The organism is Xanthomonas sontii (assembly GCF_040529055.1).
Lineage (GTDB): Bacteria > Pseudomonadota > Gammaproteobacteria > Xanthomonadales > Xanthomonadaceae > Xanthomonas_A > Xanthomonas_A sontii.
Genome location: NZ_CP132342.1, coordinates 4,297,615 through 4,323,262, shown reverse-complemented (window position 1 = coordinate 4,323,262; position 25,648 = coordinate 4,297,615). Strand labels below are relative to the sequence as shown.

Genomic DNA, 25,648 nt, shown 5'->3' with positions numbered 1-25,648 from the left:
GGTGGCGTGCGGCGCTCAGCCCAGCCCGGATGGAACCGGATGGCCGCGCCAGCGGCGCGTGCTGCGCTGGAAGAACAGGCTGTTGGGGATCTGCAGCACGCTCTCGCCGTCGCCGTCGCGCTCCTCGCGCAGCGTGGTGTAGATCAGGTTGATGTCGATCACCTGGCCTTTCAGTCCCGGCTTTTCGCCGTTCTCCAGCAATTCGATGTGGTCGTGCAGGCGGAACGGGCGCGTGGTGAAGATCAACAGCGTGCAGAAGATGTTGGACAGCACGCTCCAGGCGGCGAAGAACGCCACCGCCGCGACCGCGGCGAAGCCGGTGAAGGCGGTCCACAGCACGGTGCCGGAGACGCCGAAGCGGTCCAGGATCAGCAGCAGCGCCGCCGCGTAGATCACGAAGCCGCTGCCGCGGCGCGCCATCATCACCAGTTCCGGCGGCAGCGCGTAGTGCTCGCCCAGGCGCCGGATCAACCGTCGCAGCAAGGTCCGCAGCAACCAGGCGCCGAGCACGATCAGCACGATCTGCGCGCCGGGCACGATCACGTCGAGCCAGCGGTGCGTCCACGGCGGCAGCAGGGTATGGAGCGAGGGCATTGCACTTCGGAACACGCAGGGGAGGCGCGATGGTCGCAAGCGTGGCCGCCGCGGGCAAGTCGTGCTGGCGTGCGCTGCGGCGGTGGGCGGTTCAGCCGGCGCGTTCCAGCGCCTCCCACTGCGCCTCGGTGACGTCCGGCAAGGCTTCCAGCGCCGGCTTGGCGAACAGATAGCCCTGGTAGAGGTCGATGCCCAGCGCGCGCAGTGCGCGGTACTCGGCAGGCGTCTCCACGCCCTCGGCGAGGATGCGGCAGCCCAGCGGCGCGGCCATCGCGACGATGCCGCCGACGATGTGGCGGCGCGCGGCGCTGCCGTCGATGCCGCGGATCAGCGCCATGTCCAGCTTGATCAGGTGCGGCTGGAAATCGGCGAGCAGGTTGAGGCCGGAGTGGCCGGCGCCGAAGTCGTCGATCGCGGTCAAGAAGCCGCGCTCCGCGTAGTCGCGCAGGATGCGCACGACCTTGGGCAGGTCGGCGATGCGTTCGGACTCGCTCAACTCGAAGATCAGGTCGCCGGTGGGCACGCCGAAGTGCTCGGCCGCCCTCAGGGTCAGGCGGATGCAGGTCGCCGGTTCGTACACCGCATTGGGAATGAAGTTGATCGACAGGCGCGTGCGCAGGCCCAGCTGCGCGGCAGTGGCGATCGCCTGCACCCGGCAGGTCTGGTCGAAGCGGTACATCTGCTGCGGGCGCACCCGCGCCAGCACCGCCGCCGCGCCGCTGCCGTCCTCGCCGCGCACCAGCGCCTCGTAGGCGTAGATGGAGCGGGTGGCGGCATCGACGATCGGCTGGAACGCCATGCGCACGGCGAAATCCAGCGGCTCGCCATCGCGACAGTTGCCGCAGGCGGGCTGGCCGAGTTCGGCGGACAGGGAGCGCAGGAGCATGCCGAAACGAGACCGTGGAAGAGATCGCAGTATGCGCTTCTGGTGTGAAGACGGTGCCGTGCTTGCGCACCGGCGCCGGCACTCCGAGGGCGCCGTGTTGGCCTGGCCGTGTGGTCGTCGGCGCCAACCGGAGGCGCCGTCGTCGCGTGCCAGGCGCCGCGTCCTCGCGCGGCGTGGACCGGCATCCATGTCCGGCCGTGTCCCGCCGCAGGTGCGCGCGATGACGGCGGGATGCGCGGGCGCTAGCCCGCGTCGGCGACGTCGACCTTCTTCAGCACGCGGGTGGTGCCGAGCACCTCGACGCGGCCGCCGGCCTGGTGAAACGCGGCCAAGTCGGCCTCGATGCGCTCGCGGCTGAGGCCTTTTTGCGCCTTGTCGGCGGCGCTGGCGCCGCGTGTGTTCCTGGCGCTGGGCGAAGCGGTGGTGCTGGTCGGTCGTGCCATGCTGGAACTCCTGCAGTCAGTACATCGTCAGGGGAATGCCACGGGTCAGTTGCTCGTGGTGGGTACGGCGGATCTCGCGGCAGTACGGGCCGGCCATCGCGAACTTGCGGCAGACCGCCGGGCGCTGCGCGTAGATGGAGCAACACATGCGCGCGCCATCCACCGCCACGCACCAGCCGTCCTCGTCGCGCGCCATCACGTGCAGGCCCTCGCGGGTGTACTCGGTGAGATGCTCGGGCACGTGGTCGTCCGGCATCACCAGGACGGTCAGGCGGCAGCAGATCGCGTCGCAGCGGTCGCAGGCGATGTCAGCGTCGATCGCGTCCCGCGCGCTCTCGCTCATGCGTCGCCGCCCCGATCCGGACCTGTCGGTCGGGGAGGCGGCTGAAGCGGCGACGCCAGGCGCTCGATCTGGAGCGTGGCAGGGGCGGGGGACATGGCGCTCCGAAGGATCCGGCCGGCAAAGGACGGAGGTTGGCGCGAGAAGGAAGCGAGTCGGGCGACAGGAACGGCCGGACGAGACGCGCGTAGCGACGTGACGCTGAAGCGTGCCGCCATGCTACGCCAGTCGTGCGCCCGCTGCATGAACAATGCGGGCCGCAGGCGGCGCGCCGGCCGCGAGCGGCCGGTCGGGGAGGGGCCGCCGACGCCTGTGCTGCCTGTGCTGCGTCAGTCCTGCGCGGCGGCCAGCGCCAGGCCCTGCACCACGCCGAACGAGGGGTCGCCGTGGACCAGGCGCGCTTGCGGGAACGCGGCAGCGACCAGGCGCTGCAGGTAGCCGGCGCGCGACATCCCGCCGGTCAGGAACACCGCGGCCGGGTCGCCGCCGATGTCCTGGCGCACCTGCGCCAGCAACTCCTGCAGGGCTTCCAGGTAGCTGCGTGCGGCCTGCACCAGTTCCTCGGCCTGTACCTGCACCTGCAAGCCGGCTTCGATGTAGTCCAGGATCTCGGCGTGGTGCTCGGCGTCGCTGAGGCGGATCTTGCTGCGCTCCACCGCACGGTACAGGCGCGCGGTGTTGCCCGGTTCCTGCAGCGCCTGCAGGCGCGCCTCGTACGGTGCGGGGACGGCGTCGTAGCGATGCTGGCGGAAATCGCGCTGGCGGGTGGTGTCCTGCACCATCGCCGCTTCGACGTAGTGGTGCGAGGGCACGCGGGTGAGGCCGCGGCCGAACTGCGGCATGAACCCGGCCAGGCTCAGCGCCAGGTCGATGTCGGTGCCGCCGCGCGGGATGCCCCAGGCGCGGTGCACCTGCGGCGCGGCGTCGCCGCCGACGCTGGCGTGGGCGATGTCGGTGGTGCCGCCGCCGATGTCCACCACCACCGCGGCGTGGCGCTCGCGGCTGACCGCGTGGTAATGCATCGCCGCGGCGGCCGGTTCCTCCAGGAAGGCGACGTCGTCGAAGCCGGCGGTGATCGCGGCGCTCTGCAGGATCTCCAGCGCCTGCGCGTTGCCGGCCTCGCCGATCGAACTGCGGAACTGCACCGGGCGCCCGAGCAGGGCGCGGCGCACCTGCACGCCCAGTTGCTGCGAGGCGGTCAGGCGGATGTGTTCGAGAATGTGCGCGGCGATACCGGTGATGGTCTGGCGCGCGCGCGGGTGCAGGTTGTAGCCCAGCATGGACTTGGGGCTCTGCACCAGGTTGCCTTCGCCTTCGACGAAATACGCGTCCAGCGCGTCGTCGCCGTACACCGCGTTCTGCAGCAGCGCCGCGGAACTGCGCGGCTCGCGCATCTGCGTTTCCATCCATTGCCGGCGCACCACCCGGATCGCATCGCGGCGCAACGCGTCGGGGCTGCGTTCGCGGCCGGCGGCGAGCGCGTCGCGGCGGCCGGACTCGATCAGCTCGTCCACCTGCCGTTCCAGCGTCGGGGTCAGGTCGAACTCGGCCGGGTCGCGCATCACCTCGGGGAAGTACACCGTGGTGCGGAACTGCTGCTGCGCGCCGAACTCGATCGGCACCACGCGGCCGTCGATCACCGCGGCGGCGGCGGAGTTGCTGGTGCCGAAGTCGATACCGAGGCGCATGACGGTGCCGGGGGCGGGAGGGGCCGCGCACTGTGGGGCAAGCTGTCGCGCGACGCAAGCGCGGGCGCAAACGCACGAGGCCCGCATCGGCGGGCCTCGTCGGGGACGCGAAACCGGGTCGCTTACAGCGCGGCGCCGGCGTGGCCCTGGTTCTTTTCCTGCTCGGTGGCCTCGCGCACGCCGGCCACTTCCACGGCGAAGTGCAGCACCTGCCCGGCCAGCGGGTGGTTGCCGTCGATGGTCACCAGTTCTTCGCCGACCTCGGTGACCGTGACCAGCAGCGGGCCCTGGTCGGTCTGCGCCTGGAACTGCATGCCCGGCGCCAGCGACCCGGCATCCGGGAACGAACCGCGCGGCACCTGCTGCACCAGTTGCTCGTGGCGCGGGCCGTAGCCCTCGGCCGGGATCACGTCGGCGGTGACCGACTCGCCGGTGCGCTTGCCGGTCAGCGCCTTTTCCAGGCCCGGCACGATGTTGCCGGCGCCGTGCAGGTAGCTCAGCGGATTGTCCGGCGAGGACTGGTCGATCACTTCACCGGCGTCGTCGGTGAGGGTGTAGTGGATGGTGGCGACAAGCCCGTTGGCGATCTCCATGGGAAACCTCGTTCAGTGAGTAAGGGGGATACGCCGGCACAGTCACAGCGCGATGAGAGGGGGTGCTACCCGGCTACCCTAACGAAAAGCGGCGCAGGGCCGCAAGTCGCGTCGGGGCGCCGCCATTCAGGCCGGCGGCGGCCGGCGCAGCGCGGTGCGCCGGGCCAGCCAGGTCTCCGGGGTCTGCGGCTTGACGAACAGCGCCTGCAGTTCCGGATGCTCGGCGCGCGCGGCGGCCTCGATGCGCTCGATGCACGCTTCGATCTGCGCGGTGCTGCGCTGGTCCTCGAACTCGGCGCTGAGCGCGGCCACCACCTGGTCCGGCCCCATCTGCACGCTGAGTACGCCGTTGACCGCGCGCACGTCCGGATCGGCCGCGGCAATGCGCCGCAGCGCGTCGCCGAGCGGACGCGCCGCCGGCTCGCCGATCAGCAGGCCCTTGGTCTCGCGTGCCAGCACGAATGCCGAGCAGGCCAGCACCGCGGCGATGCCGATGGAGGCGACGCCATCCAGTGCCGGCATGTCCAGCCATTGCGCGGCGAGCAGCCCGGCCAGCGCGATCAACAGGCCGATCAATGCTGCGCTGTCTTCCACCAGCACGGTGAACAGGCTCGGGTCCTTGCTCTCGCGGAACGCCTGCACGTAGCTCAGGCGGCCCTTGCGCGCGCGGAACTCGCGCAGCGAGACCCACCACGAGCCGCCCTCGAACAACAGCGACAGTCCCAGCACGATGTAGTTGAGGGTGTGGTCGCTGGCCGGCTGCGGATCGCGGATATGGGCGATGCCCTCGTACAGCGACACCCCCGCGCCGAGCGCGAACACCAACAGGGCGACGATGAAGCTCCAGAAGTACAGTTCGCGCCCGTGGCCGAACGGATGGGTGGCATCGGCCGGGCGCGCGGCGCGGCGCAGGCCGTACAGCAGCAACAGCTCGTTGACCGTGTCCACCAGCGAATGCACGCCTTCGCTGAGCATCGCCGAACTGCCCGAGAGCCCGGCGGCGACGAACTTGGCGATGGCGATGGCCAGATTGCCGGCGAGCGCGGCGTAGATCGCGAGACGGGACCCGGACGAGGCGGACATGGCATTCCTGCGGCTGGCGCGGCCGCACGGCGGCACGGGGCGGGCGGCTACAATAGGCGGCTCGCCGTCGTCGCCGTATCAAGGATTCCCATGCCCGCCGCACCCGCCTGTCCGCAATGCACCCTGGAAAACACCTATGTCGACGGCGCCAACTGGGTGTGCGCGGACTGCGGCCACGAGTGGCCTGTCGCGGCCGACGCCGCCAACGATGCGGCGACGGTGGTACGCGACAGCAACGGCAACGTGCTGCAGGCCGGCGACACGGTGGTGGTGATCAAGGACCTGAAGGTCAAGGGCTCGTCGATCCCGCTCAAGCAGGGCACGGTGATCCGCGGCATCCGCCTGGTCGAAGACGATGCCGAACACATCGAAGGCAACTCGGACAAGATCAAGGGCCTGGTGCTGAAGACCTGCTTCCTGCGCAAGGCCTGAGCGGGCGAGCCCCACTGCATCGCCCGCCGCGGCGGCACCGATGCGGTGCCGCCGCAGGACGCGATCAATCCAGCGTCGGGTAGTCGGTGTAGCCCTTGGCGCCGCCGCCGTACAGCGTGTCGGCGTCCACCTGGTTCAAGGGCGCGTCGCGGCGCAGTCGTTCCACCAGGTCCGGGTTGGCGATGAACGGGCGGCCGAACGCCACCGCGTCGGCGCGACCGGAGGCCACGGTCTGTTCGGCCAGTGCCTTGTCGTAGCCGTTGTTGACCAGCCACGGACCATGGAACTTGGCGCGCAGCGCGGCGTAGTCGAAGGCGATGTTGTCGCGCGGGCCGCCGGTGGCGCCTTCGATCACGTGCACGAAGGCCAGGCCCAGCGGGTCCAGGCGTTCCACCGCGCGCTCGAACAGCGGCTGCGGATCGCTGTCGCGCGCATCGTTGGCCGGGGTCACCGGCGACAGGCGCACGCCGGTACGGTCGGCGCCGATCTCCTGCGCCACCGCCTCCACCACTTCGAACAGCAGGCGGGTGCGGTTCTCGATGCTGCCGCCGTAGGCGTCGTCGCGGTGATTGCTGCCGTCGCGCAGGAACTGGTCGATCAGGTAGCCGTTGGCGGCATGCACTTCCACGCCGTCGAAGCCGGCGGCGATGGCGTTGCGGGCGGCGCGGCGGAAGTCCTCGATCAGCGCGGGGATCTCGTCCAGGCGCAGCGCGCGTGGGGCGGAGACGTCGGTGAAGCCCTCGGCGGTGAAGGTCTTGGCATCGGCGCGCAGCGCGCTGGGCGCCACCGGCGCGGCGCCGCCCGGCAGCAGGCTGACGTGCGAGATGCGGCCGACGTGCCACAGCTGCAGCACGATCTTGCCGCCACGGCGATGCACCTCGTCGGTGACTTTCTTCCAGGCCGCGACCTGCGCGTCGCTGTAGATCCCCGGGGTGTCCTTGTAGCCCTGGCCCATCGGGCTGATCTGGGTCGCCTCGGCGATGAGCAGGCCGGCGCTGGCGCGCTGGCCGTAGTACTCGGCGGCCAGTGGCGAGGGGATGCGGCCTTCGCCTTCGGCACGGTTGCGGGTCAGGGGCGCCATCACGATGCGGTTGGCCAGTGCGATCGCGCCCAGGCGCAGCGGCGTGAACAGCGGGGAAGCGGTGTCGGTCATCGGTGGGTCTCTTGGTGGTGGGGTGGGGCGGCCGACCCTACAGCGGGGCGCTGCAAGGCGGCGTGCGTGCAGGACATGGGGACGCGCGCGGCGGTTTCGCGTCGGTGCGGTGGGACAGTGCGTTGCTGCGGCGGCACCTTCGCGAGGGCATCGCCACCCCGGGCGCCACCAGCGGCACCGCGCAACGCGGCGTTGCGCAGGCGGGGCTGCAGGACTTGCTGCAATGCACAATAATGGGCGGCCCTTTCCTTCGGGACGTGCGCATGACCTCATCCGCCACGGTGCCGCTGTCGCGGCGCGGCTACGTGCTGATCCTGTTCGCGCTGGCGATGGGCGGTTTCGCGATCGGCACCAGCGAGTTCTCCACCATGGGGCTGATGCCGTACATCGGCCGTGGTCTGGTCATCGATGCGCCACAGGTCGGGCATCTGATCAGTGCCTATGCGCTGGGCGTGGTGGTCGGTGCGCCGCTGCTGGCGATCCTCGGCGCGCGCTGGTCGCGCCGCGATCTGCTGCTGGCGCTGATGGGCTTCTATGCGTTCGGCAATCTCGCCAGCGCGGTGGCGCCGGACTATCACAGCATGCTGCTGGCGCGCTTCGTCGCCGGCCTGCCGCACGGCGCCTATTTCGGCGTGGCGACCCTGGTGGCCGCCTCGATCGGTCCGCCCGACCAGCGCGGTGCGGCGGTCAGCCGGGTGCTGCTCGGCCTCAACCTGGCGGTGCTGGTCGGCAACCCGCTGGCGACCTGGCTCGGCCAGGTGGCGGAATGGCGCTACGCCTACGCCCTGGTCGCGGCGATCGCGGTGCTGACGGTGGTGCTGGTGTGGCGACTGCTACCGGCCGATCCGCAGGAGGCGCGGCCCTCGCCGTTGCGCGAACTGCGCGCCTTCAACCGCACGCAGGTGTGGCTGGCGCTGGGCATCGGCGCGATCGGTTTCGCCGGCATGTTCTGCGTCTTCAGCTATCTGGCGCCGACCCTGATGGAGGTCACCGGCGTGTCCGAACACTGGATCCCGGTGGCGATGGGCGCATTCGGGCTGGGCGGGTTGCTCGGCAATCTGGCCGGCGGCTGGCTGTTCGACCGGATGCAGTTCCGCGCGGTGCCGCTGGTGCTGCTGTGGTCGCTGGCGGTGTTGCTGGTGTTCCCGCTGGCGGCCACCTCGCCGTGGGCGGTGCTGCCGGCGGTGGTCGCGGTCGGCAGCATGGGCGCGCTGGCGCCCGTGCTGCAGACCCGCCTGATGGACGTGGCCAGCGATGCGCAGACCCTGGCCGCGGCCTCCAACCATGCCGCGTTCAACCTGGCCAACGCGCTGGGCCCGTGGCTGGGTGGGATCGCGATCGGCGCCGGCCTGGGCTGGACCTCCACCGGCTATGTCGGCGCGGCGATGGCCATGGGCGGCCTGCTGATCTACCTGTGGGCGCGCCAGGCGGCACGGCGCGGCGCCTGCGCGCACGCGGCCGGCTAGGGTGCGCTAGCGCAGCGGCCGCGCGGTGGAAGACAGCCTGCGCAGCGCGTCCAGCTTGCCTTGGTAGCGCGGTTGCGTGGCTGGATCGGCGTGGGCCATGGCCTCGCGCAGCGCCGCGGTGGCGCGGCGGGTGTCGCCGCTGTGCAGGTAGGCGCGGGCCAGGGCGAAGTACAGCAGGTGGGCGCCGTCGTAGAGGTGCAGGGCATGCCGGTAGTAGGCAATCGCTGCGGGGTAGTCCTGGCGTCGCTCCGCCTCGTTGCCGAGCAGGTATTGCTGGAATGGGTCGCGTTGGCGCACCTGTTTCATCTGCCGCTGCAGGGCGGCCTCGCGCGTGCCGTCGCCCAGGCGTCGGGCCAGGCCCACGGCGTTGGACAGCGCCGGCAGGTGTTCCGGATCAATCTCCAGCGCTTTGGCGTAGTCGCGTGCGGCGGCGGCACTGTCGCCATCGCGCATCGCCAGCACGCCCTGGTTGTTCCAGGCCCCGGCGAAGCGCGCGTCCATCTGCAATGCCATCGCCAGATGCGCGCGGGCGCCGTCGACATCGCCGTCGACCAGCAGTTCGGCGCCGCGGTTGTTGTAGTAGTGGGCGAGGGCGCGGCGATCGGAGATGGGCTGCGGCCCGCGCCGGTCCATCAGCACGCTGCGGTCCAGGTCGATGCTGCCGCGGCCGCTGTCCACGCGCACGCCGGCGTTGACGTGGCCGACGTTGTACAGCGCATTGCCGTCCTCGTACCAGCTCAGCACGCGGCGTACTTCCTGGACCTGCGCCTGCAGCCCGACGTCGCGCGCCATCGCCACGAACAGCAGGGTGAAGGACAGGCAGTTGACATGGCGCGTGGCGTAGCTCTCGGCGACGCTGTGGGTGGCCTTGGGGTCGTACTGCAGGTCCAGGCCGTTGGCATCGAAGGCCAGCGCCACCAGTTGCTGCAGGCGGTGTTCGGCATCGGCGCCGCGGTCGATGCGCTGCTGCAGCAGCGTATGCAGCGCCGGTGGCAGCTGCATGATCTGCTCAGGGGTCGGAACGACGGTTGCCGCGGTAGTCGTCGCCGCAACCGGCGGTGCCGCCTCTCTCTGGACGGCCGCTGCCGTGTGCGAGGAAGGCAGCGACGGTGTGGGCGGTGACGGGGCGGCCGTGGCAGCGGCGAGCAGGGCGAACGCGGTCCAGGCGAACATGACGCACCTCGCGGTGCCCTGCAGTGGCGAGGGCTCGCCTGCACTATAGGCCCTCGCTGGCGAGACAGGACGGTCATCGTGGCGGTGCCGACGAGCGGTCTCCGGCCGACGCGATCGACGGCGGCGGTCATCCACAACCGCTGTGGACGAACGTGGGGCAACCGTGTGGATAAGTCGCTGCCGCCCAGGCACCGCAATGCGCGCAGACAGGATGGTGAAAACTTCGCCACATGTCTGACTGCGCAGTGCGGCCATGAACGCGTGTTCACCACGGGCAATGCCGCGTGACGAGCGAGCGCCGATGGCTCACGTGCGCTTTATGCCGTTCTGCCCAGCATCGCCAACACCACGCAACGCGGCAATCCTCTCGACCGCGCCGTGCGATATCCAGGTTCACCCCCGTGTGCCCGTTGCGCGATATCGCTGGCCTCGCCACAGGAGTTTCCCATGAGCATCCAGAGCAAGACCACGCACAGCCTCAACGACCTCATCGCCATTTCCCGCGACGGCAAGGACTTCTACGAAGAAGCTGCGCAGAAGGTGGGCGACGCCGAACTGTCCGCGCTGTTCCTGCGCATCGCCGGCGTCAAGTCGGACATCGTCAGCAGCCTGAGCGCAGTGGTGCAGTCGGTCGGCGGCAAGCCGGAAGAGCACGGCACCATGGTCGGCAGCATGCAGCAGATGTACGGCAAGGTCCGTGCCGCGCTGGGCGACACCAAGTACGGCTACGTCGCCGAGCTGGAAGAGTCCGAAGATCGCCTGCTGAAGGCCTTCAACGAGACGATCGCCGACGCCGACACCCCGGTCGCCGCGCGCGACGCCGCCACCCGCCTGCTGCCGGAAGTGCGCGCCTGCCACGACGTGATGCGCACCCGCAAGCACGCGATGAAGAACGCGGCATAAGCGCCGCCCGCCGCCGGCCCGGCGCGCCGCCTCGCGGCGTTGTCCGGGTCGGCGTGCCGATGGTCTGCAGCGGGACGGTGCGCTTGCTACCATGCGTGCTCGACCGCTGGCCGACCTGATTGCGGCGTTTGCCGCTTCTGCCCATGTCTCCCGATGCTGCGCCTGCCGGCGCCCAGTTCTCGCTCGGTTTCGATGCGCCTGCCGCACGCGAAAGCCTGTTCTTTGCGCTGCTACCCGACACGCGAACCGCGCAAGCGGTGCACAGCCTTGGCGAGCGACTGTGCCAGGCGCATGGTCTGCACGGGCGTGCGCTGCCGCCGGAGCGGCTGCATGTCACCTTGCACTATCTCGGCGAATACGCCGGGATTCCGCCACGCTTGCTGCAGCAGGCATGCGCCGCCGGGCAGGCGCTTGCGGCCTCGCCCTTTCAACTTGCATTCGACCAGGCGGTGACTTTCGACAGCCGCGCGCGTAGCCGACCGCTGGTACTGCGCGGTGACGGCGAGCCCGCTCCGCTGCTGGCCTTGCGTCATTCGCTGCAGCAGCAGTTGGCCCGACACGGCGTGGCGCCGCGCGCCGACGGCGCGTATCTGCCGCACATGACCCTGGCCTATGTCGATCAGGCGTTGGCGCCGCAGCAGGTGCCGGCGCTGCATTGGCAGGCGACGTCGCTGAGCCTGATCCGCAGCGTACAGGGCCAGGGCCGTTACCTGCACGAAGCCAGCTGGCCGTTGCGCGCCGCCCCTGCGCAGCGCGACGCATGAACGCGGCGCCGCTGACCCTGCCCGAGGCGCAATGGGCGCAGCTGCGGGCGGCCTACGCCGAACCGCCGCGGGCGTATCACCATTTCGGCCACGTCGAGGCGGTGCTGGCGCACTACGCCGAGGTCGCCGCCGACACCGGCTGGCGGCAGCCACGCGAGATCTACCTGGCCGTGCTCTATCACGATGCGGTCTATCGTGCCGGCCGCGGCGACAACGAAGCGCAGTCGGCGCGCCTGGCCGAGGCGGCGATCGCGCAATGGCTGCCGGACGCCGGGGTGGAGGCGGCGCGGGTGGCTGCGCTGATCGAACTCACCGCGCGTCACGGGCAACTGACCGTCGACTCGGTGGATGCGGACGCCGCGCTGTTCCTGGATTGCGACATGGCCATCCTCGGCGCCGCGCCGGAGGCCTTCGCCGCCTACGACCGCGCCATCGCCGAGGAGTACCGCGGCGTGGTGCCGGGCTGGTTGTACCGACGCAAGCGCCGCGCGTTCCTGCGCACCGTGCTGGCGCAGCCGCGCATCTTCCTCAGCGAGCGCTTCCATGCGCGCTACGACGCGGCCGCGCGCGCCAACCTGCGTCACGCCATCGGCTGAGGGGACGCGGACCGCGGCCTGCGCCGCCTTCTTCTACACTGCCGCGCCGGTCTGCCCCGGCCGCCGCCACGGAGCCCCATGTCCGACCCTGCCGCCAATGCCGATCCCCGCCCGCAGGCGCCGCTGCCGCCGGGCCCCAGCGACTGCTGCGACAGCGGCTGTCCGCTGTGCGTCTACGACCTCTACCACGAGGAGCTGGAGCGCTACCGGCAGGCGCTGGCCGCCTGGCGGATGCGCCATCCCGGCGCCGACGCGGACGCCTGACAGGCCTGCCGGTGCAGGCGCTGGCGCAGGTCCGGCGTACCTGGCATGAACCAAGGAGCGCGCCGCGCTTCGCGCCGTCGCCGTTCGGGATTATCTTTACACGCCTTTTCAGGATTGCCGGATGATGCAGAAGCGTGGCGGTTGGATGTGGGGATGTGCATTGGGCGGACTGCTCGCGGCCGGCGTCGCCGGCGCAGCACCGGGCGCTGCGGCCACCGCCGCGCCGCGTGCCGGCGCACCGGCCACGGCGCCGGAAAAGCTCAGCCACGGCCGCTTCGAGCAGGTGCCGGTGCTGTTGCCCAAGGGCAACGCGCAGCGCGTGGTGCTGTGGTTCGCCGGCGGCAAGCACGCCGACGCCGAGCGCATGCGCCAGATCGAGGCGCTGCGCGACGACGGCGCCATGGTCGCGGTGATCGACAGTGCGCACCTGCAGGCGGTGCTGGCCAAGATCGACGGCACCTGCGGCTTCTCCGCCGGCGACGTGGAGAATTTCTCGCGCTACGTGCAGGCCTATTTCCACGTGCCGACCTACCACCTGCCGTTGCTGGTGGGCGATGGCGACGGCGCCGCGCTGGCCTATGCGGTCGCTGCGCAGGCGCCCAAGCATCTGCTGGCGGGCCTGCTGACCGAGGATTTCTGCCCGGTGCAGGTGCTCGACGACCAGATCTGCGGCGCCGGCATCACCGCGCCGGCGCGTGCGTTGCAGGCGACTGCGCTGCCGGTGCCGTGGCTGGCGGCGCTCGATGCCAAGACCCGCCGCGACCGTTGCACCCAGCAGAGCGACGCGTTCCTGCAGAAGGTGGCGCAGGCGCGGCAGTTCCGCCGCAGCGCCAGCGGCGATGCGCTGCCGGGGCTGCGTGCGGCGGTGCGTTCGCTGGGCGACCGGCCCGGCGTCAGCCTGCCGCCGACCCCGGCCGACCTGGCCGGGCTGCCGGTGGTCGAAGTGCCTGCCGCCGCGGGCGCGGGTGATGCCGACAACGGCAACGTGTTCGCGATCTTCGTCTCCGGCGACGGCGGCTGGGCCGGACTCGACCAGCAGGTCGCCGGCGCCCTGGCCAAGGCCGGCATCCCGGTGGTGGGCGTGGATTCGCTGCGCTACTTCTGGAGCGAGCGCACGCCGCAGGGCTTCGCCACCGACCTGGACCGCATCTACCGCCACTACAGCCACCTGTGGCAACGCGGGCGGGTGGTGCTGATCGGCTTCTCGCAGGGCGCCGACGTGCTGCCGGCGGCCTACAACCAGTTGCCGGAAGCGATGCGCGACCAGGTGCAGCTCACCGCCTTGCTGTCGGTCGGCAAGACCGCCGACTACGAGTTCCACGTGTCCAACTGGATCAGCTCCGGCGACGACGGCCTGCCGATCGCCCCGGAAGTGGCGAAGATGCCGCCGGCGCAGACCCTGTGCATCTATGGCGAGGACGACGACGACGCGCTGTGCCCGGACCTGCCCAAGGGCGCGGTGCAACTGGTCAAGCTGCCCGGCGACCATCATTTCCAGGGCGATTACGCGACGCTGGCCAAGCAGATTCTGCAGCGGATTCAGTAGGAGCCGGGATTGGGGAGGCGGGATTGGGGATTGGTGGGCTGGTCGTGGGTGCGGGCTTGCGCGCTCGCGTCGTCGGCCGCCGTACCCTCACCCCAACCCCTCTCCCGGGGGGGAGAGGGGCTTTGCTGTTCCTTCTCCCCTCGGGAGAAGGTGCCCCGAAGGGGCGGATGAGGGTGCGGCGCGAAGCCTCGCAATGCCCCAGCAACGAGGCGACCAGGCTAATCCCCAATCCCGGCCTCACTCCGGCTTGCGTGGATCCAGCGAAATCAACCGGGTCACGTCCAGCCAGGCGGCGGGCAGGTGCATGCCGCCGGGCGCTCCCTGGCGGTCGTACCCTCACCCCAACCCCTCTCCCGGGGGGAGAGGGGCTTTGCTGTTCCTTCTCCCACCGGGAGAAGGTGCCCCTAAGGGGCGGATGAGGGTACGGCGCGAAGCCTCGCAATGCCCCAGCAACGAGGCGACCAGGCCAATCCCCAATCCCGACTCCCCAATCCCGGCCTCACTCCGGCTTGCGCGGATCCAGCGAGATCAGTCGGGTCACGTCCAGCAGGGCGGCGGGCAGGTGCATGCCGCCGGGGGCGGCGAGGTAGCGGGTGCGCCAGGCGGGGGCGAACTTGGACTTGAAGCGGCGCAGGCCGGTGAAGCCGTAGAAGCGTTCGCCGTGGCGCACGATCAGGTTGCCGAAGCGGTTCCAGCGGCCGGCCAGGCGGTGCTGGGCCAAGCCCGACAGCGGCGCCATGCCCAGCGAGAAGCGCTTGTAGCCCTGGTCGCGGCCCCACAGGAACAGCTCGATGAACAGGAAGTCCATCGTGCCCTTCGGCGCATCGGCGATGTGCCGCATCAGGTCCACCGACAGCTCGTGACCGGCCGGGGCCTGCCACAGGTTGGCGAAGGCCACGACCTTGCCCTCGAACTCCACCACCGCGATCGGGAAGCGGCGCAGGTAGGCCGGGTCGAAGCTGCCCAGCGAGAAGCCCTTCTCGGCACCGGCCTTGTCTTCCAGCCACTGCTGCGAGACCTCGGCCAGCACCGGCATCAGCGCGTCCACCGCGTCGGTCTCGACGATGCGGAAGCTCAGCCCGCTGCGCTTGCCGCGGTTCCAGGCCTGGCGCAGGTCGGCGCGGTCGCGGCCTTCCAGGTGGAAGCCCTCCAGCGACACCATCGCTTCCTCGCCGAGCTTGACCAGGGTCAGGCCCAGGTCCAGGTAGGTCTGCCAGTGCTGCTCGCCGACCTGGTAGAACACCGGGCGCAGGCCCATGCGGTCGGCTTCCTCGCGGAAGCGCCAGATCAGCGCGCGGGCCACTTCCGGCGCGCCGACCGGGTCGCCCATCGCCACCAGCGAGCCGCCGTAGCGCTGCATCATCACGAAGCCGGGGCCGTCCTCGGCCTGCAGCAGCGCCTTGTCGCCGGTCAGCACCAGGCAGGCCTGGGTGTCGGTGGCCTCGGCCAGCACCGGCGCCAACGCGTCCAGTTGCGCGCCATCGGCCGGCGGCAATGGCGAGCGCGTGCTGTGCAGCAGCCGCGCCAGCCCGAATACCACCACCGCCACGCTGACCAGCAGCACCGCGCGCAGCGCACGCGGCGCGTTGGCCGAGGTGGCGAATTCCCACCACAGCTCGTTCTGGTATTCGACGTGGCTGTAGACGAAGAACAGCAGCCAGATCGTGGCGATCAGCACCAGGCCGAGGTTGCGCAGCCACGGCCACGACCAGGCCTCGTCGAGCAGCGCGCCCTCGCGGTAGAACTCGCGGCGCGCGCCCCACAGGCCGACCGCCACCACCAGCGAGGACAGCGCCACCGAGACGTGGCCGCCGCGCAGCCAGGCCGGCAGCGGCAGCAGCACGCAGATGCCGATCGCCAGCACCCAGGCGGCATGGCTGCGCCGCTGCAGGCCCTGGCCGATCAGCAGCAGCACCACGCCGCCGAGGCTGGCCAGCAGGTGCGAGGTTTCCATGATCGACAGCGGCGCCATGTCCTGGCGGCGCTTGGGCGTGGGCAGGGTGCCGTCGATGACCAGCGCCGCGCCGACCGCGAACACCGCCAGGGCGATGATCTGCGGCAGCCACGGGCGCAGCGTGCGCCAGGCCACGCGCACGCCGCCGGCACTGGCGGCCAGCGGCCGGCGCAGGCCGGACAGCGACGCCATCAGCACCGACAGCAGCAGCGGCACCACGTAGTAGGTGATGCGGTAGATCAGCGCCGCCGCCAGCACCGCCGCCGGCGCCACGCCGGGCAGCAGCTTGAGCAGGCTCCACTCGAACACGCCCAGGCCGGCCGGCACGGTCGAGACCAGGCCCGCCACCACCGCGACCAGGTACAGGCCGACGAAGCCGATGTACTCGATGCCCGATTCGTTGGGCAGCAGCACGTAGAACGCGGCACTGGCCAGCCCCAGTTCGACCACGCTCAGCGCGGTCACGCCCAGGGTGGTGCGCCGGTCCGGCAGCCACAGTTCGTGGCTGCGCCAGCGCAGGGTGCGGCCGTCGCGGCCGGCCAGCAGCAGCATCGTGGCGAAGCCGACCAGCAACGCGATGCCGATCGCGCGCACCGCAGTCGCGCCGACCGGCAGCGCCAGCGCCGCCGCGGCCGGTTCCATGGTCAGGGCCAGCGCCAGCAGCAGCCACGCGCCGAACACGAAGCCGAGCGTGCTCATCAGCACCACCTGGCCGATCTCGGCCAGGCTCAGCCCGACCCGGCCGTAACCGCGCAGGCGCACCGCGCCGCCGGTCAATGCGGCGAAGCCCAGGGTCTGCCCGACCGCATGCGCCAGGAACGCGGTGATGCTGATCCGCATCGGGTGCAGCTTGCGCCCGCTGCGGCGCAGGCCGACGGCATCGAAGCCGATCAGGCAGGCGTAGCTGCTCAGGCCCAGCAGCAGGGTCAGCACGATCTGGCTGAGGCTCAGCTGGTTGAAGGCGTGACGGATCGCACTGTAGCCGTGGGTGCTGAACTCCGTGGCCAGCGCGTGCAGCGCCAGGGCCAGGATCGCCAGGCTGGCCAGCACCGGCAGCGCACGGCGCCAGCCGGGCGTGGGTGCGGCAGTAGAGGGCGCGGCGTCGGTCATTGCGGACGGACGGCGGCGAGGCGCGACGGCGCACGTTGCGCGGTGCGCGACGCGGCCGGAGCGGAAGTGCGGGTGAAACGAAGACGGGCCATCGCGATACCGGTTGGATGAAAGCGTGTGACGAACATTGAGAGGGCTGCGACCAAGTGGCTGCGTCGCGGTGGGTGGGGTGTCGGGGCAAGCCGGGTTGCACCGGCCTGCCGCGCATCACCCTGGTGGGATGCCACGCGTCAGGTCCCGACAGCGGTCGCGGTCGGCGGCGCGAAGGCGAGTCCGGTACCGGTGCGCTTGGCGCCCTCCCGGGCCGCACCCCGCAGCGCGCACATCGCACCCCTGTCAGCCGTACCGCTCCTCTTGCCGTGCATCCCACGCTCCAGGCTATACCGGCCGTGCCGGCGACGCGCATGATAGTGGAATCGCACGTCGCCACGGCGTCTGGACCGCGGCAGGGGCCGTGGCCGGCGCATGTGGCGACGGTCTGTGTCGGTTCCGGAGCCTGTCGATGCCCTTGTCCGCATCTCCCTTTCCCACGCCGCCGCGCTGGACGCGCCTGGCCGGCGCCGCAGCGCTGCTGCTGGCGCTGCTGTTCCTCGGCGTGGCCATGGCGTTGCAGGTCGTGCGCGCCGATCTGCACTGGCAGCAGGCCACGCTCAGCCAGTACCTGCATGGGCCCGGCGGCCTGCTGCTGCGCACCGTCTACGTCCTGCTGGCCATCGGCGTGGTGGCGCTGGCGGCCGGGCTGTATGCGCAGGCGCCGCCACGCGCGCGCAGCGGTGCGCCTGTATTGCTGTTCGGCTGCGCCGCGCTCGGCCTGTGCGGCGTGGCGATCGGCGACAGCTATCTGCCGCAGCGCGCACCGCTGCTGGCGCCGCTGGTGCACGGGCTCTCCGCGCAGACCGCGTTCCTGTGCGTGACCACGGCGATGCTGCTGCAGAGCGCGTGGCTGCGCGGGCAGGCGGCGTGGCGGGGCCGCGCCGGGCCGCTGTTGCTGCTGGCGGTGCTGGCGTTCGTGGCCCTGTGGGTGCATGTGCTGTGGCGCGCGCCGCCGCGCGGGCTGACCCAGAAACTGCCGATCGTGCTGATCCTGGCCTGGCTGCTGCCGGTGGCGTATCGCGTGTGGCGGCCGGTGCCTGCAGCCGCGGCGCAATCGCGCGACAATGGCGTGGTCTTCCCACTACAGGACAGCGCATCATGATCCAGCGTTTCGATACCGGCCCGCGGATGTCGGAGATGACCGTGTACAACGGCGTGGCCTATCTGGCCGGGCAGATCGCGGACGATACCAGCGAAGACATCGCCGGCCAGACCCGCCAGGTGCTGGCCGCGATCGACCGGTTGCTGGCGCTCGCCGCCACCGACAAGAGCCGGATCCTGCGCGCGGAGATCTTCATGACCGACCTGGCCGAGTTCGCCGAAATGAACAAGGTCTGGGAGGAATGGGTTAGCCCGGGCAACACCCCGGCCCGCGCCACCGTGCAGGCCAAGCTGGCCGACCCGGCCTGGAAGATCGAGATCGTCATTACCGCGGCGGCGTGAAAGCCGGGAATGGGGAGTCGGGAATCGGGAATGGGAAAGCCGGCAGTGCGTCGCCTGAGCGACCGCGTGAAGCAGTGGCTTTAGCCGCGACAGGCGTCGCCGGTAAAGCCCGTCGCGGTTGACCGGAAGTTCCTTGGGTACGCAGGTAACCCGGGCACTCGCGGGACGCCCATTCCCGTTTCCCCATTCTCCATTCCCGGCATCCCAGCCCCTCAGCGCCTGACGAACCGGTAATGCGCCACGCCCCACTGCTGGCCCTGTTCGTAGCCGAACAGTTCCGCGCAGGCCATCCAGAACATGCGCCAGCGTTGCCACCAGATCTTGGCGTCGGCGCCGTAGGTGGCCTGCAGCACCGGCATCAGCGTGTCGCGGTGGCGGTCCTGGTTGTGCAGCCAGGCGTTGGCGGTCTTCTCGTAATGCTGGCCGGACAGAAGCCAGCGGCGTTCGATCGCCAGGTCGTCCTGGAACTGCAGCAGGGTGTCGGCCGCCGGCATCAGGCCGCCGGTGAAGAAGTGCCGGCCCATCCAGTTGTCCTCGCCCTGCACCTCGAACGGGTAGGCCAAGTCGCGATGGCAAAAGATGTGCACGAACAGCCGGCCGCCCGGCACCAGCCAGTGGCTGACCCGCTTGAGCAGTTCGCGGTAGTTGCGCATGTGCTCGAACATCTCGATCGAGACCACACGGTCGTAGCTTTCGGTCGGCAGGGTCAGGGTGTTGGCGTCGTGGGTGATCACCTTGACGTTGCCCAGTCCGCGCGCGCGGCATTGCGCTTCGATGTGCTCGCGCTGCGGCCGCGAGTTGGAGACCGCGGTGATGCGTGCGCCGGGGAACTGCTCGGCCATCCACAGCGTCAGCGAGCCCCAGCCGCAGCCCAGTTCGAGGATGCGCTGGCGGTCGCGCAACTGTGCGCGTTCGGCGTACAGCTGCAGCATGCGTTCTTCGGCCGCGTCCAGGTCGGGCGTGGTCGCATCCCAGTAGCAGCTGCTGTACTTCAGGCGCTTGCCCAGGCACAGCTCGAAGAAGCGCGGCGGCACTTCGTAATGCTGGCGGTTGGCTGCGTCGGTCTCGATCGCGATGGCGCTCTCGCGCAGCGATTCGATCAGCAGGCGCTGGCGCTCCCAGGCCGCGTCGGCGCCGCCGGCGCGCTCGTCGCGCAAGCGCTGCGCGCACAACCGGCGCATCGCCGCGCGCAGCATGGCGTCGGGCAATAGGCCGGATTCGGCCATGCGCGTGGCCAGCGGCTCGGCCGGCGCGGCAGGCGGGGAAGAGGTGGCGAAGGTACTGGACATGGCGGATCTCCTCGCGCGGCTCAATGCCGCGGCGGCATGGGGAAGAAGGCGCTGGTGCTGCGCTGGTAGTCGGCGTAATCGCGGCCGCGCGAGCGCAGCGCTTGTTGTTCGGTATAGGGAATGCCGGTGACGCGATAGAGGAAGGCGAACATCAGCAACGGGCCCAGCGCGGCCACGCCGACCCACAGCGCGCCGCTGCCCACTGCCAGGAACACGTAGGCGAACCAGTGCACGAATTCGAAGAAGTAGTTCGGATGCCGCGAATAGCGCCACAGGCCTTGGCGGCAGGTCTTGCCCTTGTTCGCCGGGTCGGTGCGGAACGCGGCCAGTTGCCGGTCGGCCAGGCTTTCCCCGCCGACCGCGATCAGCCAGGTCGCGACCGCCAACGTGGTCCACACGCTCCACTGCGGCTGCGGATTGTGCGCGGCCACCGACAGCGGCACCGCGAACGCCAGCACCACCAGCGCCTGGCCGAGGAAGAACGCCAGGAACTTGCGCTGGTCGCCGTGCCAGTGCTCACGCAGGGCACGATAGCGGCCGTCTTCGTGCGCATCGCCGAACACGCGTATGCCCAGATGCCAGGCCAGGCGCGCGCCCCACAGCCCACCCAGCACCGCGGTCAGCACCCGCGGCAGCAGCGCGCCATCGGCGCGCCAGGCGCAGTACACCGCGGTCAGCGCCATGCAGGCCGACCACAGCACATCGACCACGCCGGCATTGCGGGTGCGCCGCTGCCAGGCCCAGCCGGCGAGCATGACCAGCACGGTGAACACGCCCACATGCAGCAGCGGCCAGGCGTTCATCGCACGGCTCCGGTGGCCGGCAGCGCCGGCGTGGCGACCATCAGGCGGCGCGTCGCCAGGCTCAGCAAGGTCAGCGCCGCGGCCCAGCCCACAGCCAGCGCCAGCAGCGCCTGCGACTTGGGCGCCACCAGCGTCACCGCCTGCCAGCCGCGCGCGGCCAGCACATAGCCCAGCGGGCCGCCAATGGCGCCGAACAGCGCCGCGCGCCAGGGATGGCGCATCACCCAGGCCAGCGAGTGCTGGAAGGTCAGCGCGAAGCCGGCCCACAGCGCCAGGATCCACAGCGGCGGCCACGGCGCCGGCGGCGCGGCGGCGTAGCGCACCCAGTCGCCGGCGCGCATGGCCGCATCGACACCGGCACCCAGCGGCAACGCCAGGGCGATCAGCGCGGCGTCGCCACGCGCGCGGCGGCGCGACTGCAACTGGTACAGCGCGAACAGCGCCAGCGCCGCCGGGCCGGACCAGGCCAAGCCGTGCGCGGCGCCGACGACGGCGGCCAGCCACAGCCCCTGCAGGGCGAGGTAGTTGATCAGGTTGCTCATGCGTCGCCCGCCAGCACCGGCGCGAACTGCGCCGGCCGTGCGCGCGGCTTGCTCAGCCACAGGTGCACGTCGCCGATCGAGCGCTCCAGGAAACCGCCTTCGCAGTAGGCCAGATAGAACTCCCACATGCGGATGAAGCGTTCGTCGTAGCCGAGCGCGCGCACCTGCGGCAGCCTGGCCATGAAGCGCTCGCGCCAGGCGCGCAGGGTCAGCGCGTAGCTGGGGCCGATGTCTTCCAGGTTGAACAGACGCAGGTCGCTGGCGCGGCCGATCGCACCGGTCATCGCCGCCACCGAGGGGATGAAGCTGCCCGGGAAGATATGGCGCTTGATGAAGTCCACCGACTTCAGCGCCTGCGCGTAGCGGTGGTCCTCGATGGTGATGGCCTGGATCAGCGCCTGGCCGTCGTCCTTGAGCAGGCTGCCGACCTTGCCGAAGTAGGTATCCAGGTATTGATGGCCGATCGCCTCGATCATCTCGATCGAGACCAGGCGATCGTAGCGACCGTCGAGATCGCGATAGTCGCGCAGCAACACCTCGACCCGGTCCGACAGCCCGGCGGCCGCGATGCGCTGCCGCGCCAGTTCGTACTGCTCGCGCGAGATGGTGGTGGTGGTGACGCGGCAGCCGTGGTGCTTGGCCGCATGCAGCGCGAAGCCGCCCCAGCCGGTGCCGATCTCGACCAGGTGATGGTGCGGCTGCAGATCGAGCTTGGCGCAGATGCGCTGCAGCTTGCGTTCGGCGGCGCGTTCCAGCGCGGCTTCGCCCAAGGCGGCGTCGGCGTCGCGGAAGATCGCCGAGGAGTACATCAGGTTGCGATCCAGGAACAGCTCGAACAACGGATTGCCCAGGTCGTAGTGCGCGGCGATGTTGCGGCGGCTGCCGGCGCGGGTATTGCGCGCGAACGCGTGCAGGCCGCGCATCGCCAGGCCGCCGAGCCGGGCCAGGCCGGTCTCCATCGCATCCAGGCGGTCGCGATTGCGCACCAGCAGGCGCACCAGTGCGACCAGGTCGTCGCAATCCCACAGCCCGTCCATGTACGCCTCGCCGACGCCGACGCTGCCGTTGAGCGCGGCCTGGCGGTAGAAGCGCGGGTCATGGATGCGCAGATGCGCCTGCAGCGTGTCGGCGCCCGCGGTGGAATCGCCCAGCGTGGTCAGCGTGCCGGCTTCCTCGATGCGCAACTGGCCCTCGCGCAGGCCATCCAGCGTGGCGAGCAGGCGTTGCCGCAGCAGGCGGTCGAGCCCGCGCAGCGGCGGTGCGGCAGGGGCCAGCGCGGCGGCGGAAGAGGGCGCGTGCGGAGCGTTCATCGGCGTTCTCGCGGAAGGGAGTGGTCGGGGTGGTCGTGCACCGGGTTGCCGCGCAGCCACAGCCGCAGCGCCTGCCAGTGGATCTTGGCCATGACCTGCAGGGTCATCGCCGGATAGCGCAGCAGTGCCTGCGCCAGGCTGGCACCGTCGAGCGCGCGGCGCTCGAGCACCAGGGTGGCGTCGAAGCGTCGCCGCGTCGCCGCCGGCGTGGGATCGAGCACGTCCATGTGCACGCGCAGTTGCGCGCCGGGTTCGCTGAAGCGCCAAGCATAGGTGTGCGCCATCGCCATGAACGGCGAGACGTGGAAGCGCTTGGCGAAGCGCCAGGCGTGCGTGACGCCGTGACTGCGCGCCTCGGCCATCGGCAGCACGTAGGCGTGGCGCTGCCGCCACGGCGTGTTGGTGATCTCGGCGACGATGCTGTGCAGGCGCTGCTGCGCGTCGTGGCAGTAGTAGAACGTGACCGGATTGAAGCAGTGGCCGAAGTAGCGCAGGTGGGTGAGCATGCGCACCGGGCCCAGCGGACGCTCGCCGGTGTGCTGCTGCACGCGGTCGCGTACCGCTTCGTCCAGCGGTTGCGCGGGGTCGCCCAGGTAGTCGCTGCGGCGGAACTCGGCCAGGTTGCGCCGGTTCACCGACCATAGCCAGCGCCGCGCGAATACCTGCTCCAGTTCGTCCAGGTCCAGGTACAGCAGGAACAGCGGATAGCGGAACGCCAGCGCTTTCGGCGCGTAACGGCGATGCCGCACCCAGCCGGTGTATACCGCGCTGTGCAGGCCATGCAGGGTCGTGCCCGCCGCCGCCGACGTTGTCGAGACGGCGCCAGTCGGCGGGGCGGGCACGGCAGCACGGCGCATCAGCGTCATGACCAGGGTACCCCCAGCGCGGCGGCGACGTCGACCGCGCTGCGCAGGCCGTCCTCGTGGAAGCCGAAGCCCCAGCCGGCGCCGGCGAACCAGGTATTGCGCTGGCCCTGGATCTCGCCCTTGCGCGCCTGCGCCGCCACCGACGCCTGGGTCTGCAGCGGATGCCGGTAGCGCATGCGTCGCAGCACCTTGGCCGGATCGATCGCATCCGTGCGGTTGAGGCTGACGATGAACGGCTGCGGCGCCTGCAGCGACTGCAGCGCGTTCATCCAGTAGCTGACCGTGCACGGCGCGTCCGGATCCGCCGGTACATGCGCGTTCCAGGCGGCCCAGGCGCGGCGGTCGCGCGGCAGCACGCGCGCATCGGTGTGCAGCACGGTCTCGTTGTCCTGGTAGCCGATCGCGCCGAGGATCGCGGTTTCCGCGTCGCTGGGGTCGGTCAGCAGGCGCAGCGCGTCGTCGGCGTGGCAGGCCAATACTGCGTGGTCGTATTGCTGGGTGTCGGCATCGCAGGCGATCGCGACGCTGCCGTGGGCCGTGCGCTGCAGCGCGCGCACCGGCGTGCCCAGCCGCTCGCGCACGCGCCAGCGGCTGCGCAGCGCACGCACGTAGCTGTTGGAGCCGCCGCGCACCACCCGCCACTGCGGGCGGCCGCTGACCTGCAGCATGTGGTGATTGGCCATGAAGCCGATCAGCTGGCGCATCGGGAAATCGAGGATCTGCCGCGACGGCGAGGACCACAGCGCCGAGGCCATCGGCACCAGGTGCGCGTCGCGAAAGACCTCGGAGTACCGGTGGCGCTGCAGGAAGTCGCCGAGGGTGAGCTGCGCCAGCGTGGCGTCGTGCAGCACCTGCGGCGCCTCACGGTAGAACCGCCGCAGATCGCGCAGCATGCGCCAGAAGCGCGGCGACAGCAGATTGCGGCGCTGACAGAACAGCCCATCGAGCGTGCCGGCGTTGTACTCCAGCCCGGTGCGCTCCTCGTGTACCGAGAAACTCATCGTGGTCGGCTGCGACTCGACTCCCAGCCGCGCGAACAACGCGCTCAGCAGCGGGTAGTGCTCCGGATTGAACACGATGAAGCCGCTGTCCACCGCGTACTCCGCGCCGTCCAGTTCGATCGCATGGGTATGGGTATGGCCGCCGAGATAGTCGGCCGCCTCGTACAGCGTCACCTCGTGGCGCTGCGACAGCAGCCACGCCGCGCCGAGGCCGGCGATCCCCGAGCCCACCACCGCGATCCGGCTCATCGGGCACGCGCCTGTGCGCGCACCAGCCCGGCCGGCACCGGCTTGAGCTCGCGGATCACGCGGGTCCACGACAGCGCCTTCAGGCCGTACCAGGTCAGGTCCAGCTCCCACCAGCGGAAGCCCTGGCGCGCGGCGCCGGGGAAGAAATGGTGGTTGTTGTGCCAGCCTTCGCCGAAGGTCAGCAGCGCCAGCCACAGGTTGTTGCGGCTGTCGTCGCGGGTGTCGAAGCGGCGGCTGCCGAAGCGGTGCGCCAGCGAGTTGATGGTGAAGGTGGCATGGAACAGCGCCACGGTGGAGACGAAGAAACCCCACACCAGCAACTGCGGGCCGTCGGTGCCGAGCTGCGGCACGTGCCGCTGCAGCCACCCGCCGAGCAGGAACAGCGCCAGCGCCAGCAGCACCGGCAGCAGCAGGTCGAAGCGGTCGAGGAAGCGCAGTTCGGGGAAGCGGCGCAGGTCCGGGATCGCCTCCCAGTCGGTGCGGAAGCCGCGCGGAGTCAGGAACCAGCCGCTGTGGCTCCACCAGAAGCCGTGCTGGCGCGGCGAATGCGGATCGGCCGGGGTATCGGTATGGCGATGATGGTTGCGGTGGTGGGCGGCCCACCACAGCGGCCCGCGCTGCACGCAGGTGGCGCCGATCGCGGCGAACAGGAACTGCACCGGGCGCGAGGTCTTGAACGCGCGGTGCGCGAAATAGCGGTGGTAGAAGCCGGTGAGCGCGAACATGCGCACGGCGTACATCGCCACGGCCATGCCGACGGCGAACCACGACACGCCGACCCAGAACACGCCCAGGCACGCCAGGTGCAGGCCGATGTAGGGCGCGGCACGCAGCCAGTCGATGCGGTCGGCACGCGCCGGATCCAGCTCGATCTCGGCACTGGTGTCGAACCACCGCCGCAAGGTGCGCAGGATGCGGCCACGCGGTGCAGGTGGCGTTGTGGAAGGGCTGGGTTCCGGAACGGGACTCGGCACAAGCGCGTCTCATTGGGGGACTTGGGAGCGATACGGGCGAAACCGGAAGACGGATGCACCCGCGTCGCATTTCCCCTGCACGGCTGCGGG

Annotated in this window: 26 protein-coding genes; 9 read left to right on the top strand and 17 right to left on the bottom strand. The window is 70.7% G+C overall.

All coding sequences use genetic code 11. From position 1 onward, the window contains the following. Positions 1-15: 15 nt before the first annotated feature. The 7 genes from RAB70_RS18185 to RAB70_RS18155 form a co-directional block, all read right to left on the bottom strand. A complete protein-coding gene (locus tag RAB70_RS18185) occupies positions 16-594 on the bottom strand; it encodes a mechanosensitive ion channel domain-containing protein (protein WP_017908232.1) in 579 nt (192 codons plus the stop codon). 91 nt (positions 595-685) lie between these two features. Next, positions 686-1,480 (bottom strand): EAL domain-containing protein, encoded by a 795-nt coding sequence (locus RAB70_RS18180; protein WP_148828787.1) that lies wholly within the window; start codon positions 1,478-1,480, stop codon positions 686-688. Positions 1,481-1,722: 242 nt separating this feature from the next. Then, positions 1,723-1,923 (bottom strand): hypothetical protein, encoded by a 201-nt coding sequence (locus RAB70_RS18175; RefSeq protein WP_017908234.1) that lies wholly within the window; start codon positions 1,921-1,923, stop codon positions 1,723-1,725. Between the two features lie 16 nt (positions 1,924-1,939). After that, the gene (locus RAB70_RS18170) at positions 1,940-2,266 is read right to left on the bottom strand and encodes a YkgJ family cysteine cluster protein (RefSeq protein ID WP_017914686.1); all 327 of its coding nucleotides are present in this window, start codon (positions 2,264-2,266) and stop codon (positions 1,940-1,942) included. 326 nt (positions 2,267-2,592) lie between these two features. After that, positions 2,593-3,951 (bottom strand): Hsp70 family protein, encoded by a 1,359-nt coding sequence (locus RAB70_RS18165; RefSeq protein WP_148828788.1) that lies wholly within the window; start codon positions 3,949-3,951, stop codon positions 2,593-2,595. A gap of 122 nt (positions 3,952-4,073) precedes the next feature. Further along, positions 4,074-4,544, bottom strand: a complete 471-nt coding sequence (locus RAB70_RS18160; protein WP_017908237.1) for a peptidylprolyl isomerase — start codon at positions 4,542-4,544, stop codon at positions 4,074-4,076. Positions 4,545-4,670: 126 nt separating this feature from the next. Then, the gene (locus RAB70_RS18155; RefSeq protein WP_017914389.1) at positions 4,671-5,627 is read right to left on the bottom strand and encodes a cation diffusion facilitator family transporter; all 957 of its coding nucleotides are present in this window, start codon (positions 5,625-5,627) and stop codon (positions 4,671-4,673) included. A 90-nt stretch (positions 5,628-5,717) separates the two neighbouring features. Here RAB70_RS18155 and RAB70_RS18150 point away from each other — a divergent pair, with 90 nt between their 5' ends. Further along, the gene (locus tag RAB70_RS18150) at positions 5,718-6,059 is read left to right on the top strand and encodes a zinc ribbon domain-containing protein YjdM (RefSeq protein ID WP_017908239.1); all 342 of its coding nucleotides are present in this window, start codon (positions 5,718-5,720) and stop codon (positions 6,057-6,059) included. A 64-nt stretch (positions 6,060-6,123) separates the two neighbouring features. On the opposite strand, the gene RAB70_RS18145 is transcribed toward RAB70_RS18150, so the two are convergent. Further along, positions 6,124-7,212, bottom strand: coding sequence for an alkene reductase (locus tag RAB70_RS18145; protein WP_148828789.1), 1,089 nt, complete (start codon positions 7,210-7,212; stop codon positions 6,124-6,126). 263 nt (positions 7,213-7,475) lie between these two features. Here RAB70_RS18145 and RAB70_RS18140 point away from each other — a divergent pair, with 263 nt between their 5' ends. Next, a complete protein-coding gene (locus tag RAB70_RS18140) occupies positions 7,476-8,678 on the top strand; it encodes an MFS transporter (RefSeq protein ID WP_148828790.1) in 1,203 nt (400 codons plus the stop codon). 6 nt (positions 8,679-8,684) lie between these two features. Here RAB70_RS18140 and RAB70_RS18135 read toward each other — a convergent pair whose 3' ends face one another. Further along, positions 8,685-9,680 carry a lipopolysaccharide assembly protein LapB gene (locus RAB70_RS18135; protein ID WP_148828791.1) on the bottom strand — a complete coding sequence of 332 codons (996 nt, stop codon included), beginning with the start codon at positions 9,678-9,680 and terminating at the stop codon, positions 8,685-8,687. Positions 9,681-10,298: 618 nt separating this feature from the next. Here RAB70_RS18135 and RAB70_RS18130 point away from each other — a divergent pair. The 5 genes from RAB70_RS18130 (at position 10,299) to RAB70_RS18110 (ending at position 13,924) form a co-directional block, all read left to right on the top strand. After that, on the top strand, positions 10,299-10,754 hold the full coding sequence (locus RAB70_RS18130) for a PA2169 family four-helix-bundle protein (protein WP_017908243.1): 456 nt from the start codon (positions 10,299-10,301) through the stop codon (positions 10,752-10,754). A gap of 143 nt (positions 10,755-10,897) precedes the next feature. After that, entirely contained in the window at positions 10,898-11,518 is a 621-nt protein-coding gene (gene thpR, locus RAB70_RS18125; protein ID WP_148828792.1) for an RNA 2',3'-cyclic phosphodiesterase, read from the top strand. Next, a complete protein-coding gene (locus RAB70_RS18120; protein WP_148828793.1) occupies positions 11,515-12,114 on the top strand; it encodes a hypothetical protein in 600 nt (199 codons plus the stop codon). The genes thpR and RAB70_RS18120 overlap by 4 nt, the downstream gene beginning before the upstream one ends. A gap of 78 nt (positions 12,115-12,192) precedes the next feature. Continuing rightward, positions 12,193-12,378, top strand: coding sequence for an oxidoreductase-like domain-containing protein (locus RAB70_RS18115; protein ID WP_148828794.1), 186 nt, complete (start codon positions 12,193-12,195; stop codon positions 12,376-12,378). Positions 12,379-12,523: 145 nt separating this feature from the next. Further along, positions 12,524-13,924 (top strand): virulence factor family protein, encoded by a 1,401-nt coding sequence (locus tag RAB70_RS18110; RefSeq protein WP_148828798.1) that lies wholly within the window; start codon positions 12,524-12,526, stop codon positions 13,922-13,924. Positions 13,925-14,423: 499 nt separating this feature from the next. On the opposite strand, the gene mprF is transcribed toward RAB70_RS18110, so the two are convergent. Next, on the bottom strand, positions 14,424-16,988 hold the full coding sequence (gene mprF / locus RAB70_RS18105) for a bifunctional lysylphosphatidylglycerol flippase/synthetase MprF (protein ID WP_148827584.1): 2,565 nt from the start codon (positions 16,986-16,988) through the stop codon (positions 14,424-14,426). Between the two features lie 502 nt (positions 16,989-17,490). Here mprF and RAB70_RS18100 point away from each other — a divergent pair. Together RAB70_RS18100 and RAB70_RS18095 are read left to right on the top strand one after the other, a co-directional pair. After that, entirely contained in the window at positions 17,491-18,183 is a 693-nt protein-coding gene (locus RAB70_RS18100) for a DUF998 domain-containing protein (RefSeq protein ID WP_148827583.1), read from the top strand. Then, complete coding sequence (locus tag RAB70_RS18095) at positions 18,180-18,524, top strand: RidA family protein (protein WP_017910151.1); 345 nt, start codon at positions 18,180-18,182, stop codon at positions 18,522-18,524. Before RAB70_RS18100 ends, RAB70_RS18095 begins: the two co-directional genes overlap by 4 nt. A 212-nt stretch (positions 18,525-18,736) precedes the next feature. Here the strand turns inward: RAB70_RS18095 and RAB70_RS18090 are convergent, their stop codons facing one another. Genes RAB70_RS18090 through RAB70_RS18060 form a run of 7 tightly spaced genes read right to left on the bottom strand, consistent with a single transcriptional unit; the run spans position 18,737 to position 25,558 of the window. Next, positions 18,737-19,813, bottom strand: coding sequence for a cyclopropane-fatty-acyl-phospholipid synthase family protein (locus RAB70_RS18090; protein WP_148827582.1), 1,077 nt, complete (start codon positions 19,811-19,813; stop codon positions 18,737-18,739). A gap of 20 nt (positions 19,814-19,833) precedes the next feature. Continuing rightward, on the bottom strand, positions 19,834-20,616 hold the full coding sequence (locus RAB70_RS18085) for a DUF1295 domain-containing protein (RefSeq protein ID WP_148827581.1): 783 nt from the start codon (positions 20,614-20,616) through the stop codon (positions 19,834-19,836). Continuing rightward, entirely contained in the window at positions 20,613-21,158 is a 546-nt protein-coding gene (locus RAB70_RS18080; RefSeq protein ID WP_148827580.1) for a DUF2878 domain-containing protein, read from the bottom strand. The genes RAB70_RS18085 and RAB70_RS18080 overlap by 4 nt, the downstream gene beginning before the upstream one ends. After that, positions 21,155-22,468, bottom strand: a complete 1,314-nt coding sequence (locus tag RAB70_RS18075) for a cyclopropane-fatty-acyl-phospholipid synthase family protein (protein ID WP_148827579.1) — start codon at positions 22,466-22,468, stop codon at positions 21,155-21,157. The genes RAB70_RS18080 and RAB70_RS18075 overlap by 4 nt, the downstream gene beginning before the upstream one ends. Next, positions 22,465-23,334: a DUF1365 domain-containing protein gene (locus RAB70_RS18070; protein WP_043092670.1), complete on the bottom strand. Its 870-nt coding sequence runs from the start codon at positions 23,332-23,334 to the stop codon at positions 22,465-22,467. Before RAB70_RS18070 ends, RAB70_RS18075 begins: the two co-directional genes overlap by 4 nt. Further along, positions 23,331-24,584, bottom strand: a complete 1,254-nt coding sequence (locus RAB70_RS18065) for an NAD(P)/FAD-dependent oxidoreductase (RefSeq protein ID WP_148827578.1) — start codon at positions 24,582-24,584, stop codon at positions 23,331-23,333. The genes RAB70_RS18070 and RAB70_RS18065 overlap by 4 nt, the downstream gene beginning before the upstream one ends. Beyond that, on the bottom strand, positions 24,581-25,558 hold the full coding sequence (locus RAB70_RS18060) for an acyl-CoA desaturase (RefSeq protein WP_192578893.1): 978 nt from the start codon (positions 25,556-25,558) through the stop codon (positions 24,581-24,583). Before RAB70_RS18060 ends, RAB70_RS18065 begins: the two co-directional genes overlap by 4 nt. Between the last annotated feature and the right edge of the window lie 90 nt (positions 25,559-25,648).

Excerpts from the sequence above, each read along its gene's own strand:
- RAB70_RS18180 (WP_148828787.1), bottom strand. The coding sequence starts at position 1,480 with ATGCTCCTGCGCTCCCTGTCCGCCGAACTCGGCCAGCCCGCCTGCGGC.
- RAB70_RS18175 (WP_017908234.1), bottom strand. The coding sequence starts at position 1,923 with ATGGCACGACCGACCAGCACCACCGCTTCGCCCAGCGCCAGGAACACA.
- RAB70_RS18135 (WP_148828791.1), bottom strand. The coding sequence starts at position 9,680 with ATGCAGCTGCCACCGGCGCTGCATACGCTGCTGCAGCAGCGCATCGAC.
- RAB70_RS18075 (WP_148827579.1), bottom strand. The coding sequence starts at position 22,468 with ATGAACGCTCCGCACGCGCCCTCTTCCGCCGCCGCGCTGGCCCCTGCC.
- RAB70_RS18080 (WP_148827580.1), bottom strand. The coding sequence starts at position 21,158 with ATGAGCAACCTGATCAACTACCTCGCCCTGCAGGGGCTGTGGCTGGCC.
- mprF (WP_148827584.1), bottom strand. The coding sequence starts at position 16,988 with ATGACCGACGCCGCGCCCTCTACTGCCGCACCCACGCCCGGCTGGCGC.
- RAB70_RS18165 (WP_148828788.1), bottom strand. The coding sequence starts at position 3,951 with ATGCGCCTCGGTATCGACTTCGGCACCAGCAACTCCGCCGCCGCCGCG.
- RAB70_RS18110 (WP_148828798.1), top strand. The coding sequence starts at position 12,524 with ATGTGGGGATGTGCATTGGGCGGACTGCTCGCGGCCGGCGTCGCCGGC.
- RAB70_RS18140 (WP_148828790.1), top strand. The coding sequence starts at position 7,476 with ATGACCTCATCCGCCACGGTGCCGCTGTCGCGGCGCGGCTACGTGCTG.
- RAB70_RS18065 (WP_148827578.1), bottom strand. The coding sequence starts at position 24,584 with ATGAGCCGGATCGCGGTGGTGGGCTCGGGGATCGCCGGCCTCGGCGCG.
- RAB70_RS18155 (WP_017914389.1), bottom strand. The coding sequence starts at position 5,627 with ATGTCCGCCTCGTCCGGGTCCCGTCTCGCGATCTACGCCGCGCTCGCC.
- RAB70_RS18115 (WP_148828794.1), top strand. The coding sequence starts at position 12,193 with ATGTCCGACCCTGCCGCCAATGCCGATCCCCGCCCGCAGGCGCCGCTG.
- RAB70_RS18070 (WP_043092670.1), bottom strand. The coding sequence starts at position 23,334 with ATGACGCTGATGCGCCGTGCTGCCGTGCCCGCCCCGCCGACTGGCGCC.
- RAB70_RS18130 (WP_017908243.1), top strand. The coding sequence starts at position 10,299 with ATGAGCATCCAGAGCAAGACCACGCACAGCCTCAACGACCTCATCGCC.
- RAB70_RS18145 (WP_148828789.1), bottom strand. The coding sequence starts at position 7,212 with ATGACCGACACCGCTTCCCCGCTGTTCACGCCGCTGCGCCTGGGCGCG.
- RAB70_RS18185 (WP_017908232.1), bottom strand. The coding sequence starts at position 594 with ATGCCCTCGCTCCATACCCTGCTGCCGCCGTGGACGCACCGCTGGCTC.
- RAB70_RS18085 (WP_148827581.1), bottom strand. The coding sequence starts at position 20,616 with ATGAACGCCTGGCCGCTGCTGCATGTGGGCGTGTTCACCGTGCTGGTC.
- RAB70_RS18120 (WP_148828793.1), top strand. The coding sequence starts at position 11,515 with ATGAACGCGGCGCCGCTGACCCTGCCCGAGGCGCAATGGGCGCAGCTG.
- RAB70_RS18160 (WP_017908237.1), bottom strand. The coding sequence starts at position 4,544 with ATGGAGATCGCCAACGGGCTTGTCGCCACCATCCACTACACCCTCACC.
- RAB70_RS18090 (WP_148827582.1), bottom strand. The coding sequence starts at position 19,813 with ATGTCCAGTACCTTCGCCACCTCTTCCCCGCCTGCCGCGCCGGCCGAG.
- RAB70_RS18170 (WP_017914686.1), bottom strand. The coding sequence starts at position 2,266 with ATGAGCGAGAGCGCGCGGGACGCGATCGACGCTGACATCGCCTGCGAC.
- RAB70_RS18150 (WP_017908239.1), top strand. The coding sequence starts at position 5,718 with ATGCCCGCCGCACCCGCCTGTCCGCAATGCACCCTGGAAAACACCTAT.
- RAB70_RS18100 (WP_148827583.1), top strand. The coding sequence starts at position 17,491 with ATGCCCTTGTCCGCATCTCCCTTTCCCACGCCGCCGCGCTGGACGCGC.
- RAB70_RS18095 (WP_017910151.1), top strand. The coding sequence starts at position 18,180 with ATGATCCAGCGTTTCGATACCGGCCCGCGGATGTCGGAGATGACCGTG.
- thpR (WP_148828792.1), top strand. The coding sequence starts at position 10,898 with ATGTCTCCCGATGCTGCGCCTGCCGGCGCCCAGTTCTCGCTCGGTTTC.